Below are 18,638 nucleotides of genomic sequence, written 5' to 3' on the forward strand. Positions count from 1 at the left end.
GGGCGGAACAGGGTGAGAATCACTCTCAATTCCGCCGATGCCGGATACCGTACGGTTCACGCCCCCGCGCAGGTACCGCGCGGGGATCGATACGATTGCCGTCCGTGCCCGACCGCGCGGCCGGGCAGGTCTTTATTGGCTCAGCGAAGGGCGCCGGCGACCAGCTTGTGCAGACGCGTCTGCATCTGTTCGTTGCTGGCCAGCACCTCGCCCTTTTCATAGGCGCGATCGGCGCCGCGATAGTCGGTTACGAAGCCGCCCGCCTCGCGCACCAGCAACATGCCGGCAGCGATATCCCACTTCTGCAAGCCCGATTCCCAGAAGCCGTCGAAACGGCCCGCTGCGACATAGGCGAGATCGAGCGCGGCGGCCCCGAAGCGGCGGATACCGGCGACTTCCGGAGCGACCGCGCCGAAAATGCGGGTCCATTCGGTGAAATTGCCATGGCCTAGGAACGGGATGCCAGTCGCGATCAGTGCTTCCGACAGGTCGCGACGCGACGACACGCGCAACCGTTGCCCCTGCAACCATGCGCCCCGGCCCTTTTCGGCCCAGAAGCCTTCATCGGTGATCGGGTTATAGACCATCGCCGTCGTAATCTCGGGCTTGCCACCCGCGCCGTTCGGCTCCTCGACCGCGACGGAGATCGCGAAATGGGGGATGCCGTGCAGGAAGTTGGTGGTGCCATCGAGCGGATCGACGATCCAGCGTGGCTTGGTCGGATCGCCCGCGACCTCGCCGCCTTCCTCCAGCAACATGCCCCAGTCGGGCCGTGCCTTGCGCAGTTCCTCGACCAGGGTTTCCTCGGCGCGCTTGTCGGCCATCGACACGAAATCGGCCGGCCCCTTGCGGCTGACCTGCAGATGCTGGACCTCGCCGAAATCGCGGCGCAGGCGCGGGCCGGTCTTGCGGACGGCGCGTTCGATGACGGTGATCAGACCGGACTGGGCGGACATTTCTTTTGTTCCTGCTTGTTTCTATCTGGCAGCGCCGCGGGCCAAGCCAGCGTCGTCGGTCGCAGCTACGCGCGCCGGCCGGGTTTGCGGATCGGGGAGATAGCTACGCCATCCCCTCGCGTCCGCTGCGCCTCAATCCGCCCTTCTGACATATGTCTGCTCATACACATCGACCACGATCCGCGTACCGGCCGCGATGTGCGGCGGGACCATCACCCGGACGCCGTTGTCGAGGACGGCGGGCTTGTACGACGACGACGCCGTCTGCCCCTTCACCACCGCATCGGCCTCGACGATCGTCGCCTCGATCGTGTCGGGCAACTGGACGCTGATGGCTTCCTCGTCATACATTTCCATCACGACGTCCATGCCGTCCTGCAGGAACGCGGCAGCGTCGCCCAGCAGGTCGCGCGCCAGCGACACCTGATCGTAGGTGATCTTGTCCATGAACACGAGCGTATCGCCTTCGGGATACAGGAACTGGAAGTCCTTGGTATCGAGGCGGATCCGCTCAACGCTTTCGGCGGAGCGGAAACGGACGTTGTTCTTGCGGCCGTCGCGCAGGTTCTTCAGCTCGACCTGCATATAGGCGCCGCCCTTGCCCGGCTGCGTATGCTGGATCTTCACCGCGCGCCAAATGCCGCCTTCATACTCGATGATGTTGCCGGGGCGAATGTCGACGCCGCTGATCTTCATGACGAACCATACCTGTTGGAAAGAGCGAAGCAGCGCCCTTACCGCTCAGGCCGTCCGCGGGCAAGCAGCGGATAGGGATCGATCGCGCGGCCCTGATGCCAGGCTTCGTCGGGCAGCAGCCGTTCGATGCCGAAATGCAGATGGGTATTGCCCGCCCCGGCGTTGCCGGTGTCGCCGACCGTCCCGATCGTTTCGCCGGCGCGTACCCGCATGCCTTCGCGCAAGCCCGGCGCATAGCCGGCGAGGTGCGCATAATAATAGGAGAGCCGCCCGTCGGGCGCGCGGACATAGGCGGTGATCCCGCCGCCCCCGTCGCTGTAGAACAGCTTCTCGACCACGCCATCCGTCGCCGCGACGACGGGCGTGCCGCCGGCGGCCATGATGTCGGTGCCGGTATGGGCACGCAATCCCCCTCCGCGGCTGTCGCCCCAGCTGTCCCGGATATCCGCCCAGCGCGCCCCCCGTACCGGCAGAACCAGCGTTCCCGCCGAAGTCTTTTCGACCGGCACCTGCGGCTTCGCGGGCCGCCGCGGTGCAGCTACTCCGCCCAAATCGACCAGCAAGGCGACAAGCGCGCCGAACGCGACGAAGAGACCAAAGAACGTCCAGCCGATCCGGTTCATGGCCCCCTGCCGTTATGGCTGGAAGATCGCCGGGGTGCCCGGCTTGACCATCAGCGACAGGCGGGCCGCGTCCCAATTGGTCAGGCGGATACAGCCATTGCTTTCGGTCTTGCCGATATTCTCCGGCTCGGGCGTGCCGTGAATGCCGTAATGCTCCTTCGACAGGTCGATCCAGACCACGCCGACCGGATTGTTCGGGCCGGGCGGCACGATCTCCTTGCTGTCCGACTTGTCGGCATGGCGCAGGATGGCCGGATTATATTGCCAGTCGGGATTGGGGGCGACGCCCTGAATCGTCCATTTCCCGATCGGCAGCGGATCGTGCGACGACCCCATCGTCGCGGGAAACTGGGCGAGGATGCGGTCGCCGGCATAGGCGCGCAGCCATCCTTCCGACTTGTCGACGACGACGCGGTCGGCCTGCGGCTGATTCGCATCGACGTTCAGATTGGCGAGCGTCTGACGATATTCGGGCGACCAGGTGTCAGGATAGGCGCGCGAGGCGGGAAGAATGTTGGGGAAGACGACGCGGGTGCCGGGGCTCAGCATCGTCTCACGGCTGTTGAGCGCGACCAGCGTAGCGGGGGTGGTGTGAAACATCTCCGCCAGCTTTTCGAGCGGGGAGCGATAGCCGAGCGTCGTCAGCTTCGCTTGGTCGGCATATTCCTTCGGGATCGGGTTGGTGTACGGCCCGGCGAGCGCGCGTTCGGACAGGGTCAGCGTGACCGTCGCCGGGCGCATCCCGGGGTTGAGCGCGCGCAGGGTCGCAGGGTCGAGCTTGCCGGTGACGGGCAGGTCGCGGGCCGACTGGAAACCGCGCAACGCCTTCGCTAAGGCCGGGCTGTCCCGACCGTCGATCGTGCCGACGGTGAAGCCGTGCCGATCGAGCAGGACCTGTGCATGCAGGACGTTCCGATCGATCGCCGGCCGTCCCTGCGTCGCGGGCGTCGGTGCCTGTGCCATCGCCGCGCCGCCCATCAGGATCGCCGCCCATGCCAGTCGCTTCATCACCCGTCCCCAAAGTCGTTGAGGCTGGATAACGAACGGACGGCAAAGACGTTTCCGACTATCCGAGAAGCTTGGCAAAGGCGTGGACGGCGGCGGCTTCGTCGCCGCCCCACACCGCGCCCGAGACGGCGAGGAAGTCCGCGCCGGCAGCGACCAGCGGCGCGGCGTTGGCGGGGGTGATGCCGCCGATCGCGACGCTGGGCAGTTCGAACACCGCCGACCACCATGACAGGATCACCGGTTCGGCGACGTGCCGCACGTCCTTGGTCGTCGTCGGGTAGAAGGCACCGAAGGCGACATAGTCGGCACCGGCCTCCCCCGCCTCCATCGCGAGGTGGCGGCTGTCATGCGCGGTCACGCCGATCTGGGCGTTGAGGCCGAGCACGTCGCGCGCCTCGCGCGGGTCGCCATCCTCCTGTCCCAGATGGACGCCGTCGGCACCCAGCCGCTTGGCGAGACTGATGCTGTCGTTGACGAGGAATGCGACGTCCCGGTCGGCGCAGATGCGCTGGAGCGGTTCGGCCAGACGCGCGGCGGCGTGCTGGTCGATGTCCTTTACCCGGAACTGGAAGGCGGCGACCGGACCCGCGTCGAGCGCGCGGGCAAGCCGGTCGGGGAAGGTGCCGGTCACGTTGAGCGGCGAAACCAGATACAGCTGGCACGGCGGGCGGCGCACGTCGCGGACGAACTGATTCGCGAAATCGGGGGACAGCGGGCCGAGCGGATCTTCGTCAAGGGTCATGCCCTCTCCCTGCCCCAGCCGCGCGGCGGGTGGAAGGGCGCGTGGGGGCCAAAGGTCACAAAAGTCACACTCGCGGGCGGTTGGCGCGGATGACGATTGCGGGGCAAAGGTCACGAAGGTCACACTTGCACATGGTTGGTGCGGGTTTTGCAGTGCCGGGCTGATTGGTGATCGTCATCTTGGGTTCCGGATCAAGTCCGGGGTGACGGCGTGGCAACGCGTCTGGCTACAATCGCAAAGAGCACCGGACGCGCGAACGTCCGATGCTCTTTTGTCACGGTTCGCGATCGGTAGGAAAGCGTTACGCGGCGACCAGCGTCTTTTCGGTCGAGGCGCAGTGGATTTCGTCGATCGCTTCACCGAGTGCCGCGTCGAATTCGGCATCGGTCATCTGGTGACGCAGGTCCGAAAGCAGCGCGCGGCTGAAGCTGGCGATGATGCCGGGGTTCCTGGCCAGTTCGGCGCAGGCTTCGGTGCGGCCGAACCCGCCCGACAGTGCGACGACGCGCAGGACGCGCGGATGGTCGACCAACGGCTGGAACAGGCCGGGCGTGGCCGGCAGCGACAGCTTCAGCATGACCTTGTCATCGCCGGGCATCGCGTCGAGCGCCTTCAGCGTCTCGTCGAGCAGGATCGCGTCGGCTTCCGCACGCTCGGCGCTCTTGATGTTCACTTCGGGTTCGATGATCGGCATCAGCCCGGCGGCAAGGACCTGCTGCGCGACCTCGAACTGCTGCGCGACGACGGCAGCGATGCCTTCGCGATTGGCAAGGTTGATGACCGAGCGTTCCTTGGTGCCGAAGATGCCGAGGGCGGCGGCGCGGGCGAGCAGTTCGTCGAGATCGGGGTTCGGCTTCATCAGCTGAACGCCGTTCGCTTCGTCCTCCAACCCCTTGTCGATCTTCAGGAACGGCACGACGCCCTTGTCGGCCAGCGCCTGCGGGACGGGCTTGCCGCCCGCCTGCCCGTTCATGGTGCGTTCGAACAGGATCGCACCGATCACCTTGTCGCCGGTGAAGGCGTCGGACAGGATGATGCGGGCGCGCATGTCATGGATCAGGCCAAACATTTCCTCTTCGGTGGTCCACGCATCGTCCTCGACACCATAGCCTTTCAGCGCCTTCGGCGTCGAACCGCCGCTCTGGTCGAGCGCGGCGATGAAACCCTGTCCGTCGGCAATCTTCGCAGTCATGTCAGCGGTGTTCATGTCGATCCCCTTGGGTTCTCAAGAAATATCAGAGGGCGAGCCAGCGCCGCAGCGCCTGATCCACCTGTTCCATCGATGTTGCCGTCGCCTGACCGAGGACGCGGACGATGCGGCTGCGGCGCAATGTCTTGATCTTGTCGACCTGCGCCTCGCTCTCGACCGAGATGCCGGTCGCGTCGGAGGGGGCGAAGGGCACGCGGAACAGCGTCTCGCCGCCGGTCAGGCTGGTCATCGGGATGAGCGTGACCGAGGCATGCGCTTCGTTGAACAGGTCGGATTGCACGACCAGAAAGGGTCGGCGCTTGTTCGCCAATGCCTCGGGTCCTTCGACCAGCACGATCATGCCACGGCCTATTTCCACCGGCCGTCCTCCGCTTCGACGCGATCGAAAAACGCCCAGTCGGCACCGTCGTCGCGGGCAGCGGCGCGTTCGGACTGGCGACGGGCTTCGGCACGAAAGGCTTCGTCATGGAGCTCGACGTACCGACGGACGGCATCGCGGGCGATGTCGCTCTTGGAACGGCCCTGCGACCGGGCGACGTTGGCCAGCCGCTCTTCCAGCTCGGTATCGAGTCGTACGCCTAGCACCCGGTGCCACCTCCCGTTTAACGTGTTGAACGGGTACGGCAGGTTGCGGTTGGGATCAAGCGGGTTGTTTTGCGGGTGGGCGTTTCAGAAAAAGTCGGTTCGCGCGAAGGTGCAAAGAGAAGAATTGGTTCGCGCAGAGGCGCGGAGGCGCGGAGGAGTTGCGGTCGCGGTACCGTCTCGCGTCAGCGAGACCTTCATTCTTTCGGCAACAAACAGATCGAAGGCCGCTGGCGCGGTGGGGGGCAACGCCCTCTGCGCCTCCGCGCCTCTGCGCGAACCCTCTTCTCTTTGAACCTTGTGCCTTCGCGTGAACCAATTCCTGCCTGAAACCGAACGGCGCAGCCGTCGCCCCGGCAACAATCCGGGGCGACGGCCGGCCGACCATCGTCAGCGCGTCAGTGCGGCGACACCGGGCAGTTCCTTGCCTTCCATCCACTCCAGAAACGCGCCACCGGCGGTCGACACGAAGCTGAACTGATCGGCGACACCTGCCTGATTGAGCGCCGCAACGGTATCGCCGCCGCCCGCGACCGACACCAGCGAGCCGTCGGCGGTCAGTGCCGCCGCCGTCTTTGCCAGCGCAACGGTGGCGACGTCGAAGGGCGGGGTTTCGAACGCGCCCATCGGCCCGTTCCATACCAGCGTGCGGCAATTCTTGAGCACGTCGCCCAGTGCCTCGGTCGCGGCGGGGCCGACGTCGAGGATCATTTCGTCGGCAGCGACTTCGTGGACGTTGACGGTCCGGGTCGCGGGGTTCGGCCGGAATTCGGTCGCGACGACGACGTCATAGGGCAGGTGGATGGTGCAGCCGGCCTTTTCCGCCGCTTCGAAGATCGCTTCCGCCGTGCCGGTCAGATCGTGTTCGCACAGCGACTTGCCGACATTCACCCCGCGCGCGGCGAGGAAGGTGTTGGCCATGCCGCCACCGATGATGAGGTGGTCGACGCGCGTGACCAGATGGCGCAGCACGTCGAGCTTCGACGACACCTTGGCACCACCGACGACCGCCGCGACCGGATGCTGCGGGTTGCCGAGCGCCTTGTCGAGCGCATCGAGTTCGGCCTCCATCTGCCGTCCGGCAAAGGCGGGCAGCTTGTGGGCCAGCCCTTCGGTCGAGGCATGGGCGCGGTGCGCGGCGGAGAAGGCGTCGTTGACGTAATAGTCGCCCAGCGCAGCGAACCGGTCGATCACCGCCGGGTCGTTCGTTTCCTCGCCGGCAAAGAAGCGGGTGTTTTCGAGAACGGCGATGTCGCCGGGGTTGAGCGTCGCGACATTCGCCTCGGCCCCTTCCCAATCGACATAGCGGACTTCGCGGCCGAGCACCGCAGACAGCGGGCGAACGACCTGCGACAGCGAGAATTCGGGGCTGGGCTGGCCCTTGGGACGGCCGAAATGGGCAAGGATCAGCACGATCGCGCCTCGATCCGACAGGTCGGTGACGGTGCCGATGGTGGCACGCAGGCGGGTGTCGTCGGTGACCGCGCCATCGGCCATCGGCACGTTCAGGTCCTCGCGGACCAGCACGCGCTTGCCGGTGAGGTCGCCCATGTCGTCGAGCGTCTTGAAATTGCGGCTCATGTCTTCGCTCCCTAATGCCGTTCGGTTCGAGCAGCGTACGAAGCGAGCGAGAGGCGTCCGTCGGAAACGGTTCTCGACAAGCTCGAACCTAACGCGTTGTTTCCAGTGTAATCGGATCGCCGACGGTGAGGATGCCGCCCTCGATCACCCGCGCCAGCGCGCCACCGCGCCAGTCGGGGATCAGCGCACCGCGCAGCCCTTCGACGATCGTTTCCATGCGGCTGCATGGATCGCATTCCTTGGTGATTTCGAGCAGCACCGACCCGATACGAACCATGCTCCCGCGCGTTTGCGGCAGATCGAAATCCTCGACCAGCAGGTTCGCGCGGCGTTCCCACCATGGCAGGTCGTGGCCGACCTCGCGCATCGCCTGCGCCCAGTCGCCGACTTCCATCAGCGAGACCTGCCGGCTGTTGCGGCCGGGTTTCAGCGCGCCGCGGAAATCGCCGTCGAGACCGGTTTCGACGGTGACGCGCACCGTCTGCACCAGTTCGATCGGCCCGCGCGAAAAGGCGTGGCGGGCGATGCCCTTCAGGATACCGCCCGCCACCGGATCAGCCCAGCTTCGCCATCGCGGTCGCGGTGTCGACCATGCGGTTCGAGAAGCCCCATTCGTTGTCGTACCACGACACGACCCGGACCAGCTTGCCGTCGAGCACGGCGGTCTCGAGGCTGTCGACGGTCGACGATGCGGGGGTGTGGACGATATCGATCGAGACCAGCGGGTCTTCCGAATAGACCAGCACGCCCTTCAGCGGACCCGATTCCGACGCCGCCTTCAGGATCGCATTGACCTCGTCCCTGGTCGTGTCGCGCTTCGGGGTGAAGGTCAGGTCGACGAGGCTGCCATCCGGCACCGGCACGCGCACCGCCGAACCGTCGAGACGGCCCTTCAGTTCGGGCAGCACTTCGCCGACCGCGCGGGCGGCACCGGTGGTGGTCGGGATCATCGACATGGCGGCGGCACGGGCGCGGCGCAGATCGGGATGGATCTGGTCGAGGATCTTCTGATCGTTGGTATAGGCGTGGATCGTGGTCATCAGGCCGCGTTCGATGCCGATCGAATCGTTCAGCACCTTGGCGACCGGGGCAAGGCAGTTGGTGGTGCACGATGCGTTCGACACGATCGTGTGACCGGCCTCCAGCTTGTCGTGGTTCACGCCATAGACGACGGTCAGGTCGACATTCTTGCCGGGTGCCGAGATCAGCACGCGCTTGGCACCGGCGTCGATATGCTTCTGGCACGACGTCCGGTCGGTGAAGAAGCCGGTGCATTCGAGGACCAGCTCGACGCCCAGTTCCTTGTGCGGCAGGTTGGCCGGATCACGCTCGGCGGTGACGCGAATGCGCTTGCCGTCGATGACCAGATCGTCGCCCTCGGCGGCAACATCGCCCGGATATTTGCCATGGACCGAATCGCGGCTGAACAGCCATGCGTTCGACTTGGCATCGGCGAGGTCGTTGATCGTGACCAGTTCGAGGCCGCAGTCAGGGCGTTCGAGGATCGCGCGCGCCACCAGGCGACCGATGCGCCCGAATCCGTTGATCGCTACTTTCGTCATATCCGCGTCTCCCTCAATGTCCGAGCCGTGCCAGCACCTTCGCGGTGACGGCATCGGTGGTCAGGCCGAAATATTCATAGAGCTTGTCGGCCGGGGCAGACGCCCCGAACCGGTCGATGCCGAAGCGCAGGCCATCGACCATCGTATAGCGTTCCCAGCCGATCGTCGTCCCGGCCTCGATCGAGACGCGCAGGAGTTCATCGGGGCGGGCATACGGCAGCACGTCCTCGCGATAGGCGGCGTCCTGCGCATCGAAACGCGACCAGCAGGGCATCGACACGACATCTGCACCGATCCCCTGCCCTTCCAGCTTCGCGGCGACGCCGAGCGCGATCTCGACCTCCGAACCGGTGGCGAGCAGGATCACGCGGCGGTCGGCCTCGGCATCCTTCAGGCGATAGGCACCCCTAGCGCTGCGATTCTTGGTGGCGTCGGTGCGGACCTGTGGCAGGTTCTGACGCGACAGCGCGAGCAGCGACGGACCGTCGCGGCGCTGTACGGCCAGTTCCCAGCATTCCGCCGTCTCGACCGCGTCGGCAGGACGATAGACGTCGAGACCGGGGATCAGGCGCAGGCTCATGACATGCTCGATCGGCTGGTGGGTCGGGCCGTCTTCGCCGAGACCGATCGAATCGTGGGTCATGACATAGACGACACCGGCATTCTGCAGCGCCGACAGTCGGATCGCCGGCCGCGCATAGTCGGCGAACACGAGGAAGGTGCCACCATAAGCGAGCACGCCGCCGTGGAGCGCCATGCCGTTCATCGCCGCCGACATGCCGAATTCGCGGATACCGTAATGAATGTAACGGCCCGAATAATCGTCGGCGGTCAGCGGGACCAGCGCCTTGGTCTGGGTATTGTTGGACGGGGTGAGGTCGGCCGAGCCGCCGATGGTTTCGGGCAGCGCGGCGTTGATCGCTTCGAGCGCCAACGACGATGCGACGCGAGTCGCGATCTTTTTCGGCTCGGCCAGCAGCGCGTCGACATGGGCCTTGAGCGACCAACCATCGGGCAGCTTGTTGGCCATGCGGCGTTCGAATTCGGCACGATCGGAATGGCTTGCGAGGCGATCCTGCCATTCGGCGCGAACCGAACCACCCTTGGCGCCGACCGCCTTCCACGCATCGGTTAGTGCTTCGGGCAGATGAAACGCCTCATGCTCCCACAGCAATGCGGCGCGGGTGGCGAGGATTTCGTCGGCACCGAGGGGCGAGCCATGAACCTTGTGGCTGCCGCCCTTGTTCGGTGCGCCCTTGCCAATGACGGTCCGGCAGCAGACCAGCGACGGACGGGGATCGGCAGCAGCTTCGGCAAGCGCGCGATCGATATCGGCGAAGTCGTGACCGTCGCAGGCGACGACGTGCCAGCCGGTCGCCGCATAGCGGGCCGCGACGTCCTCGCTGGTCGACAGGTCGGTCGAACCGTCGATGGTGATGCGGTTGTCATCCCACAGCACGTTCAGGCGGCCGAGCTTCAGATGCCCGGCAAGGCCGATCGCTTCGTGGTTGATCCCTTCCATCAGGCAGCCGTCGCCGGCGATCACCCAGGTGCGGTGGTCGACCAGATCGTCGCCGAACACGGTGTTCAGGTGGCGCTCGGCGGTCGCCATGCCGACCGCCATTGCCAGCCCCTGCCCCAGCGGACCGGTGGTGCATTCGATGCCGGGCAGCTCGAAATTCTCAGGGTGACCGGCGCACGGGCTGCCCAGCTTGCGGAAATTCGCAATGTCCCCGATCGTCGGCTGCGCATAGCCGGTCAGATGGAGGAGCGAATAGATCAGCATCGACCCATGGCCCGCCGACAGGACGAAGCGGTCGCGATCGGCCCAGTTCGGGTCGGTCGGATCGAACTTCAGATAGTTCGACCACAATACCGTCGCGACGTCGGCCATGCCCATCGGCATGCCCGGATGGCCGGAATTGGCGGCCTCTACCGCATCCATCGACAAAACGCGGATGGCGTTGGCGAGTTCAAGCTGGGATATGGTCACGCGCACTCCTGTTGGGCGCCAGAGTACTAAGGTTCGGGCGAGCCTTTGGAACCGTCACGCCCCGCAGTCAACCGCCCAGACGAAGGGTTGTTTAACATGTATAGCAAGCAGGGGTTTATCCGATGAACGACGACGCCCAAGACGCCGCCATCGCGCGCATCGAACAGGCACTGGTGCGGATCGAGCGCGCGTCGGAGTCGCAGGCGGTCAGGAATCGGACGCTCGCGACCCGCCACACCGCGTTGCGATCAAGGATCGGCGATGCGATCGGCGCGATCGATTCGGTCATCGCACGCGAAACGGAGACGGATTGATGGGACAGATCGCGCTGAACGTCGCCGGACGCGAATATCAGGTCGGATGCCGCGACGGGGAGGAACCCAAGCTGCGCGCGCTGGCGGCGATGCTGGAAAGTCATGCCGCCCCCGCCCAGCGTGCGGCGGGCGGGTCGACCGAGCGGACGCTGCTGTACATCGCGCTGATGATCGCCGACGAGCTGGCCGATCGCGATGCCAGTCCCGGGAACGGGCAGGCCGCACAGATACTCACTCAAATCGCCGACCGGCTGGAGAAGGTCGCATCGGCCCTTGAGGAACGTCCGCAGAACCCTTAAATAGGGATTGGCGGGAACTGCCCGGTGCGAGCCATGCATAATCCCTGAGGCTATTTCTTCATCCATGGGGGTTGTCCCTGCGCAGATCCTGGTCTGACGTACATGATCCCCACCTGACGTACCGTGCGTCAGTGGATAACGCGGCAAACGGCCCATGGTGGTCCCGCCACCCCATGTTTCGCCCGTGACGATCGACAAGCCCGTCCTGCGGGGCGAACTCCGCCGCGTTCGGCAACTGTTTGTCGCCGGTGGACCGCCGGCGGTGACGCCGCCGAACCTTTTCCTGAATGCGCTGCGCAAAGGGATGATCGTCGCCAGCTATGTCCCGATCGGCAGCGAGGCCGATCCGTACCGTTTCGAAGCGGCGGCGCTCTATGCCGGTGCGACGCTCGCCTGGCCGGTGGTCACCGATCGGGAGTCGCCGATCGCCTTTCACCCCGCACCGGGGGGCCGGATGGTCGATGGTCCGTTCGGGCTGAAACAACCGCCGGGCGACACCGCGCCGGTCGTGCCGGATATCATCCTGACGCCGCTGCTCGGCTTCGATTCGCGGTGCAATCGGCTGGGTCAGGGCGCGGGCCATTACGACCGGGCGTTTGCGTCGTGGCCGGAGGCGCTGCGGATCGGTATCGCATGGTCGGTGCAGCAGGTCGCCGACCTCCCCTGCGACGCGTGGGACATGCCGTTGGACGCGATCGTCACCGAAACCGAACTGATCCTGCCGGGAGCCGTACGATGAACGAACCGACATGGCGCAAGCCGGCCGGGGTGCTCGCGATCCTCGGCATGCTGATCCTATGGGCGATCGGCGTCGCTACGCTGTCCGACACGGTCGGCGGCTGGCACTGGCTGCTGCAGCTCGGCTTCTACCTGACCGCCGGTATCGCATGGCTATGGGTGTTGCCGATGCGGGCGATGTTGCGTTGGATGGAAACCGGCCAGTGGCGGTAGCGCGCATCGCTTCCTGAGCGATGGCGCGAGTGACGGGGCTCGAACCCGCGACCTCCGGCGTGACAGGCCGGCGCTCTAACCAACTGAGCTACACCCGCTCTCTAGCGAGGAAGCGGCGTCTAGGTCAGCGAATCGTTGCTGTAAAGCGGGTATTTGCGGCGGGGACGATTTTGTCGCCCGATCCCGTTTCTAGCGGGCGAACGTGCCGGTCAGCCGGAGGCCGAGGACCAGCGCGTCGTCGACGGTCGGGTCGAGTCCGGGATCGAGGACATATTGGACATGCGGCTGGACGCCGAGCCAGTCGGTCACCGCGATGCGGTGGGTCACCTCGATCGTGGTTTCGCCATGTACGGCCCTGCCGTAGCGCGCCAGCGTCAGGTCGCGGCTGGCGCTGCCGGCACCGGCATAGGCGACCGCGAACCCGCTATCGTCGGCGGGACGACCGGGCAGCAGCCCGTGCCAGACGAAGCCGCCCGACGCGAAGCGACCGAAGAGATTGGCGCGGCCGCTTGCCGTGCCGAACCGTACGAAACTCCGCAGCCCGCGATCGCGGTTGCCGGCGAGTTGCACTTCGCCACGGACGTACAGGCCGTCGCTGCGGACATGCCGGACAGTCGCAGCATCCGTGCCCGCATCGAACCGGTCGTCGATCCGCGCGGTATAGGCCCACGCACCGGCGAGCAGGCGGATGCTACCGAATTCGAGATCGCCCTCCCCGATCAGGAATGCGCCGTTGCCATGGCGTAGCCCGACCAGCAGGCGGCGGAGACCGGCCGGGTCATTGGGGACGCCATCGGTGACCGCGGAGCGCAGCGTCAGCGCGCGCCCGAGTCGGGCCTGCCCGCGTATCGCAAGCCCGGTACCGGGAAAGGTCGACGGACCGTTGCGGCCGCTGTTGCCGAGATCGCTACCCATTCCGAAGGCGCTGTTGACGAACAGCAGCGACGTCTGGAGCGCGTCAAACTCGCTGTTGATGTCGTACAGGCCGGCCTTCGCCGACCAGCGGTCGTCGCGCCCGGCATGTTCGACCCATGCCTCCAGCACGCGCAGCAGCGGCACGCCGGTTTCGATGCTGGAAACGACCTGCGCATCGCCGACCACCGTGCCGCTGAAGCTCGCGCCGTTATTGTAGAAGCCATGGATCAGCGCGGTCGTTCGCGGCAGTCCGGCGATCTGGTCGAGGTCGGCGGTCGCGATTACGCTGGCATGGTGAATCCAGCGCGTGCCTCGTCGGGTGCCGCCGGCGAGCGACGACAGGATGTCACCGGTATAGGCGAATTGTACGAGCAGCGGATCGCGACGTTCGACGGTCGGCACTTCGACATTGCCCGGCGCGCGATCGACGCTGGGCGCGGCGACCTGCGCAGTTGCCGGCGCGGTCGACAGGCAGGCGATCGTCAGCAGGCCGCTCGCCACGCCGGTTCGTACCGCCCTGCCCCATGCTGCGATCATGTCGTCCCCCGAAACTACGGAGCCATCGTGCCGCGTCGCATACGCGTTGGATACCGAACGAGTCCGGCAAAGCGCGGCGTCGTGTCGTTTCGCTATTTCATTTGTATATATCGTGCCGTTCGTACCGGCACCCGGCGCATCCAGACGATGCGCCATGGCGCGAGTGACGGGGCTCGAACCCGCGACCTCCGGCGTGACAGGCCGGCGCTCTAACCAACTGAGCTACACCCGCTCTCTAGCGAGGAGGCGGGCTTTACGGAGCAGTGCCGGGGCTGTCAACGGCGCTGTTGCCATTTGGTACATTTCGTTGCGCGGGCGGCACATCCTGCACCAGCGTGCCGTGTTCGAACAGGAAACCGGCAATGTCGGGTTTGCCGGCACCCTTCAGCACCGTCTGAATGATGATGAGCAACGGCACCGCCAGCAACGCGCCGGGCGTACCCCATACCCAGCCCCAGAAGCTGAGCGTTATCAGGATCATCAACGGATTGATGGTCAGACGATGCCCAACAACCAGCGGGGTGATGACGTTCGCCTCCACCAGATGCGCCCCGACCATGATCGCGGCGGGCAGCAACGCCCACCAGATATCGGTGAAGGTCATCAGCCCGCCGACCGCCAGCAGCAATGCGGCGAAGATCGGGCCGAGATAGGGCACATAGTTGAGCAGCGCGACGAGGCCGCCCCACATCAGCGGCGTCGGCATGCCGATATACCACAGGGCAAAGGCGACGATCACACCCAGCATCAGATTGATGAAGGTAATGGTGCCGAGATAGGCCGAGGTGTCGTCGACGACGTTCTGGATCACGCGCGCGGTCGCCATCGCGCCGCCGAAACTGCTGCGCCCGGTGATCGCGGCACGACGCAGGTTGGTCCAGCCGGCGAGAAAGAAATAGATGACGAGGATCGCGAAGAACATCTCCAGCAAGGCCGACGGCGCGGAAGTGGTGACGACGTCGAGCAGCGATTGCGGCGGGGCGACGCTGCTGGTCGTCTGACGTGCGGGGGCGCTGGCGACGTTGGCGATGAGGCCGTTCACGAATTTTTCGAGGCTGGCGTAGAAGTCGATCAGCGGCGCGATATTTTCCTGCACGCGGTCGATGCGGTCGGGCAGGATCGCCGCCCAGCCCCATGCCGGCACGACGATCGATGCCAGCGCGCCATTGGCGACGATCAGGAACAACAGCACGCAGAACAGCGCGGCAAGCGGGGCCGGCACCCGGTGGCGCTCCTGCCATTCGAGCAGCGGCACCAGCGCGATGGCGATCACGATCGCGGCGGTCAGCGGCAGGAAGAAGCGCGCGCCCGCCTGCAACGCGAAGGGCAAGGCCAGCACCAGCCCGGCCCCGGCGATCAGCGTCAGCGCGGCCAGCAGCCGGTCGCGGCGCAATTCGTCGGTCGGGGCATCGACCACCGCGTCGACGGGATCGGACGGCGGCGTTGCGGCGGTGCCGGTCGCACCGACCCGGTCGACAGTCGCGGATTCTGTTGCGGATTCTACCATGTGCCCTGATCACCCCCTGCGCCGTCGCGGACCGTATCGGTAACGGCGATCGACGCACCGGCCCTTAACGCGCAACGACGCAATTTGCGCCATGCCGATGTCGCGGATAGAGGCGACGCCCGATATGAGGTGGGAGAAGGAGCAGCGATGATCGACGATGGCCGCCAGCCTGCTCCCGCGCTGCGCCCGGTCGCGGCCGATCTCGACCGGCTGTCGGCGATCGACCGGCGGCGGCAGCTGATCCCGATCGCGGGCCGCGATTTTTCCTCGAACGATTATCTGGGGCTGAGCGGATCGCGGCAACTGCGCGATGCGGTGGCCGACGCCCTCGCGCGCGGCGTGCCGGTCGGGTCGGGCGGATCGCGGCTGCTGCGCGGCAATCATGCCGAGCACGAAACGCTGGAGCGCGAGGCGGCGGCCTTCTTCGGGAGCGAGGCGGCATTGTGGTTCGGCAGCGGGTTCGCGGCCAATGCTGCGCTGCTGGCGACGTTGCCGCAGCGCGGCGACCTGATCGTCCACGACGCGCTGATCCATGCCAGTGCCCATGACGGGATGCGCCTTTCCCGTGCGCCGGCGGTGGCGGCGGGACATAATGATCCGCAGGCGATCGAGGATGCGATCGTGGGTTGGCGGCGCGACGGCGGGACCGGATCACCGTGGATCGCGGTCGAAAGCCTGTACAGCATGGACGGCGACCGTGCGCCGCTCGACGACCTGATCGCGCTCGCCGACCGGCACGATGCGATGCTGCTGATCGACGAAGCCCATGCGACCGGGGTGTTCGGACCCGATGGGCGCGGGCTGGCGGCGGCGTTGGAGGGGCGGCCGAACGTCGTCACGCTCAGGACCTGCGGCAAGGCGCTGGGCAGCGAGGGGGCGCTGGTGTGCGCGCCGGCAGTCGTGTGCGACTTCCTGATCAACCGGGCGCGCGGGTTCATCTTTTCGACCGCGCCTTCGCCGATGATGGCGGCGGCCGTCCGGGCGGGTTTGCGGGTATTGCACGACGAACCGGCGCGGCGGACGCGGCTGGCGGCGCTGATCGATCATGCGGGCAAGCGGCTGGCGCGGGTCGGCGCGCGGGTCAGCGGGTCGCAGATCATGCCACTGATCGTCGGCGACGATGGGCGGGCGATGGCGATGGCGGCGGCGGTGCAGGCGGCCGGGTTCGACGTGCGCGGTATCCGGCCGCCGACGGTTCCAGCCGGTACGGCGCGGCTGCGGATTTCGTTGACGCTGAACGTCGATGCGGCGGCGATCGACGGCCTTGGCGATGTGCTGGAGCGATGGTCATGACCGTGATCGTCGTTACCGGGACCGATACCGATGTCGGCAAGACGGTGTTCGCCGCCGCGCTGACCGGGGCGCTCGGCGCATCCTATTGGAAGCCGGTGCAGGCCGGGACCGATGACGGAACCGATCGCCAGCGGGTCGCCCGGCTGGCGGGGATATCGCCCGAGCGCATCCTGCCCGAGGCCTATGCGCTGGCCACCCCCTGTTCGCCGCATCGTGCGGCGGTGATCGACGCGGTGACGATCGATCTTGACCGGCTGGCGCTGCCACAGGTCGACGGGCCGCTGGTGGTCGAGGGCGCGGGCGGCGTGCTGGTGCCGATCGTCGGGCGCACGACGTTCGGCGACCTGTTCGCACGCTGGCAGCGGCCGGTGGTGCTGGTGGCGCGCACCGCGCTCGGCACGATCAGCCACAGCCTGTTGTCGATCGAGGCACTGGGGACGCGGGGCGTACCGTTGCTGGGCGTCGCCTTTGTCGGGGACAGCGTGCCCGATAGCGAAGACACGATCGTTCGGCTGGGCAATACCAGGCGTCTGGGGCGTCTGCCCCGGCTCGACCCGCTCGACCCTGCGACCTTGGCGGAGGCCTTTGCCGCCCATTTCGACGTGGAGGATTTCCGGTGAGGTCGTCGCCTGTCTGGCATCCCTTTACCCAGCATGGATTGCAGGAGCCTGTCCCGCAGATCATGCGCGGCGACGGGGCCGCGCTGTGGACGGCGGACGGGCGGCGGATCGTCGATGCGATCTCTTCGTGGTGGGTGACCACGCACGGCCACAACCATCCGCGCATCGCCGCCGCCATCGCCGAACAGGCCGGACGGCTCGATCAGATCATCTTTGCCGGATATACGCACGAGCCGGCCGAGACGCTGGCGGCGGGGCTGTGCGCCCTGCTGCCCGACGCGCTGACCCGGGTGTTCTTTTCCGATTCGGGATCGACCAGCGTCGAAGTCGCGCTGAAGATGGCGCTGGGATATTGGCGCAACCGGGGCGAGGATCGGCACCGCATTCTCGTGCTCGACCATGGCTATCACGGCGATACGATCGGGGCGATGTCGGTCGGGGCGCGGGGGGTATTCAACCGGGCCTATGCGCCGCTGCTGTTCGATGTCGGGTCGATCCCCTTCCCCGATGCCGGGCACGAACAGGCGACGTTCGACGTGCTTGAGGCGGCGTGCCGGACCGGGGCGGCGGCGTTTATCGTCGAACCGCTGGTGTTGGGCGCGGGCGGGATGCGGCTGTATGCGCCGGCAGTTCTGGCGGAGATGCACCGGATATGCGCGACGTACGGCGTCCTGTTCATCGCCGATGAAGTCATGACCGGCTGGGGCCGCACCGGCACGCTGACCGCGTGCGAACAGGCCGGGGTGGTGCCCGACCTGATGTGCCTGTCAAAGGGATTGACCGGCGGTGCCATTCCGCTGGCGGTGACGATGGCGAGCGAACCCGTCTTTCAGGCGCATTACGGGCCGGACCGGGCGACGATGTTCTTTCATTCGTCGAGCTATACCGCGAACCCGATCGCCTGCGCCGCGGCCAAGGCCAATCTGGCGATCTGGCGCGAGGAGCCGGTGGCCGAACGGATCATGTCGCTGACCCGGCGACAGGCGGCGCGACTGGCGGCGCTGGCGACCCATCGCCGCGTCGCGAACGCCCGCCAGCTTGGCACGATTACGGCGTTCGAACTGGATGGCGACGAAGGCTATCTGTCGGACCGTGCGCCGAAATTGCTGGCGCGGTTTCGCGAGGCGGGCCTGTTGCTCCGTCCGCTCGGGTCGACGCTGTACGTCATGCCGCCCTATTGCATCGACAACCGCGATCTCGATGCGATCTATGCGGCATTGGGCGAGGCGTGCGACGACGCCTGATCGAG

The 18,638-nt window shown here is 66.5% G+C and carries 21 protein-coding genes and 2 tRNA genes; 7 read left to right on the top strand and 16 right to left on the bottom strand.

The genetic code is table 11. From position 1 onward, the window contains the following. Positions 1-140: 140 nt before the first annotated feature. The 12 genes from ASE50_RS12150 to tkt form a co-directional block, all read right to left on the bottom strand. Positions 141-956 (bottom strand): inositol monophosphatase family protein, encoded by an 816-nt coding sequence (locus ASE50_RS12150; protein WP_056400663.1) that lies wholly within the window; start codon positions 954-956, stop codon positions 141-143. A 132-nt stretch (positions 957-1,088) separates the two neighbouring features. Beyond that, positions 1,089-1,652 (bottom strand): elongation factor P, encoded by a 564-nt coding sequence (efp, locus tag ASE50_RS12155; RefSeq protein WP_056400666.1) that lies wholly within the window; start codon positions 1,650-1,652, stop codon positions 1,089-1,091. Positions 1,653-1,690: 38 nt separating this feature from the next. After that, on the bottom strand, positions 1,691-2,275 hold the full coding sequence (locus ASE50_RS12160) for a murein hydrolase activator EnvC family protein (RefSeq protein WP_056400676.1): 585 nt from the start codon (positions 2,273-2,275) through the stop codon (positions 1,691-1,693). Between the two features lie 12 nt (positions 2,276-2,287). Beyond that, complete coding sequence (locus ASE50_RS12165) at positions 2,288-3,283, bottom strand: L,D-transpeptidase family protein (RefSeq protein WP_056400677.1); 996 nt, start codon at positions 3,281-3,283, stop codon at positions 2,288-2,290. A 58-nt stretch (positions 3,284-3,341) separates the two neighbouring features. After that, positions 3,342-4,025: a thiamine phosphate synthase gene (gene thiE, locus ASE50_RS12170; RefSeq protein ID WP_056400681.1), complete on the bottom strand. Its 684-nt coding sequence runs from the start codon at positions 4,023-4,025 to the stop codon at positions 3,342-3,344. A 301-nt stretch (positions 4,026-4,326) separates the two neighbouring features. After that, positions 4,327-5,232, bottom strand: a complete 906-nt coding sequence (locus ASE50_RS12175; protein WP_056400684.1) for a fructose bisphosphate aldolase — start codon at positions 5,230-5,232, stop codon at positions 4,327-4,329. A gap of 28 nt (positions 5,233-5,260) precedes the next feature. Further along, complete coding sequence (locus tag ASE50_RS12180; RefSeq protein WP_235512322.1) at positions 5,261-5,593, bottom strand: type II toxin-antitoxin system PemK/MazF family toxin; 333 nt, start codon at positions 5,591-5,593, stop codon at positions 5,261-5,263. After that, complete coding sequence (locus ASE50_RS12185) at positions 5,584-5,820, bottom strand: ribbon-helix-helix protein, CopG family (RefSeq protein ID WP_055755911.1); 237 nt, start codon at positions 5,818-5,820, stop codon at positions 5,584-5,586. Before ASE50_RS12185 ends, ASE50_RS12180 begins: the two co-directional genes overlap by 10 nt. A gap of 387 nt (positions 5,821-6,207) precedes the next feature. Continuing rightward, positions 6,208-7,398 carry a phosphoglycerate kinase gene (locus tag ASE50_RS12190; protein WP_056400687.1) on the bottom strand — a complete coding sequence of 397 codons (1,191 nt, stop codon included), beginning with the start codon at positions 7,396-7,398 and terminating at the stop codon, positions 6,208-6,210. 88 nt (positions 7,399-7,486) lie between these two features. Beyond that, complete coding sequence (locus ASE50_RS12195; protein ID WP_056400690.1) at positions 7,487-7,948, bottom strand: MOSC domain-containing protein; 462 nt, start codon at positions 7,946-7,948, stop codon at positions 7,487-7,489. A gap of 4 nt (positions 7,949-7,952) precedes the next feature. Beyond that, positions 7,953-8,960, bottom strand: coding sequence for a type I glyceraldehyde-3-phosphate dehydrogenase (gene gap / locus ASE50_RS12200; protein WP_056400692.1), 1,008 nt, complete (start codon positions 8,958-8,960; stop codon positions 7,953-7,955). 13 nt (positions 8,961-8,973) lie between these two features. Continuing rightward, positions 8,974-10,953 carry a transketolase gene (tkt, locus tag ASE50_RS12205; protein ID WP_056400867.1) on the bottom strand — a complete coding sequence of 660 codons (1,980 nt, stop codon included), beginning with the start codon at positions 10,951-10,953 and terminating at the stop codon, positions 8,974-8,976. A 122-nt stretch (positions 10,954-11,075) separates the two neighbouring features. Here tkt and ASE50_RS12210 point away from each other — a divergent pair, with 122 nt between their 5' ends. The 4 genes from ASE50_RS12210 (at position 11,076) to ASE50_RS12225 (ending at position 12,517) form a co-directional block, all read left to right on the top strand. Further along, the gene (locus ASE50_RS12210) at positions 11,076-11,267 is read left to right on the top strand and encodes a hypothetical protein (RefSeq protein ID WP_056400694.1); all 192 of its coding nucleotides are present in this window, start codon (positions 11,076-11,078) and stop codon (positions 11,265-11,267) included. Next, positions 11,267-11,566, top strand: coding sequence for a cell division protein ZapA (locus ASE50_RS12215; protein WP_056400696.1), 300 nt, complete (start codon positions 11,267-11,269; stop codon positions 11,564-11,566). The genes ASE50_RS12210 and ASE50_RS12215 overlap by 1 nt, the downstream gene beginning before the upstream one ends. A 184-nt stretch (positions 11,567-11,750) precedes the next feature. Continuing rightward, positions 11,751-12,305 carry a 5-formyltetrahydrofolate cyclo-ligase gene (locus ASE50_RS12220; protein ID WP_414882158.1) on the top strand — a complete coding sequence of 185 codons (555 nt, stop codon included), beginning with the start codon at positions 11,751-11,753 and terminating at the stop codon, positions 12,303-12,305. After that, positions 12,302-12,517, top strand: a complete 216-nt coding sequence (locus ASE50_RS12225) for a DUF2842 domain-containing protein (RefSeq protein ID WP_056400702.1) — start codon at positions 12,302-12,304, stop codon at positions 12,515-12,517. Before ASE50_RS12220 ends, ASE50_RS12225 begins: the two co-directional genes overlap by 4 nt. Positions 12,518-12,538: 21 nt before the next feature. On the opposite strand, the gene ASE50_RS12230 is transcribed toward ASE50_RS12225, so the two are convergent. The 4 genes from ASE50_RS12230 to ASE50_RS12245 all read right to left on the bottom strand — a co-directional run bounded on the left by ASE50_RS12230 (position 12,539) and on the right by ASE50_RS12245 (position 15,476). After that, positions 12,539-12,615 (bottom strand) — tRNA-Asp (locus tag ASE50_RS12230). A 91-nt stretch (positions 12,616-12,706) separates the two neighbouring features. Further along, positions 12,707-13,969 carry a carbohydrate porin gene (locus tag ASE50_RS12235; RefSeq protein ID WP_056400705.1) on the bottom strand — a complete coding sequence of 421 codons (1,263 nt, stop codon included), beginning with the start codon at positions 13,967-13,969 and terminating at the stop codon, positions 12,707-12,709. Positions 13,970-14,124: 155 nt separating this feature from the next. After that, positions 14,125-14,201, bottom strand: a tRNA-Asp gene (locus tag ASE50_RS12240). Between the two features lie 21 nt (positions 14,202-14,222). Next, positions 14,223-15,476 (bottom strand): AI-2E family transporter, encoded by a 1,254-nt coding sequence (locus ASE50_RS12245; RefSeq protein WP_082438992.1) that lies wholly within the window; start codon positions 15,474-15,476, stop codon positions 14,223-14,225. Between the two features lie 147 nt (positions 15,477-15,623). On the opposite strand from ASE50_RS12245, the gene ASE50_RS12250 reads away from it, so the two are divergent. From ASE50_RS12250 to ASE50_RS12260, 3 genes are read left to right on the top strand one after another with little or no spacing between them, the layout of a single operon-like run. Next, entirely contained in the window at positions 15,624-16,769 is a 1,146-nt protein-coding gene (locus tag ASE50_RS12250; RefSeq protein ID WP_056400708.1) for an 8-amino-7-oxononanoate synthase, read from the top strand. Continuing rightward, positions 16,766-17,389, top strand: a complete 624-nt coding sequence (bioD, locus tag ASE50_RS12255) for a dethiobiotin synthase (RefSeq protein ID WP_414882160.1) — start codon at positions 16,766-16,768, stop codon at positions 17,387-17,389. Before ASE50_RS12250 ends, bioD begins: the two co-directional genes overlap by 4 nt. Beyond that, complete coding sequence (locus tag ASE50_RS12260) at positions 17,386-18,633, top strand: adenosylmethionine--8-amino-7-oxononanoate transaminase (RefSeq protein ID WP_056400716.1); 1,248 nt, start codon at positions 17,386-17,388, stop codon at positions 18,631-18,633. The genes bioD and ASE50_RS12260 overlap by 4 nt, the downstream gene beginning before the upstream one ends. Positions 18,634-18,638: the final 5 nt, after the last annotated feature.

This window comes from Sphingomonas sp. Leaf5 (assembly GCF_001421155.1).
In the GTDB taxonomy this organism is placed as follows: Bacteria; Pseudomonadota; Alphaproteobacteria; order Sphingomonadales; family Sphingomonadaceae; genus Sphingomonas.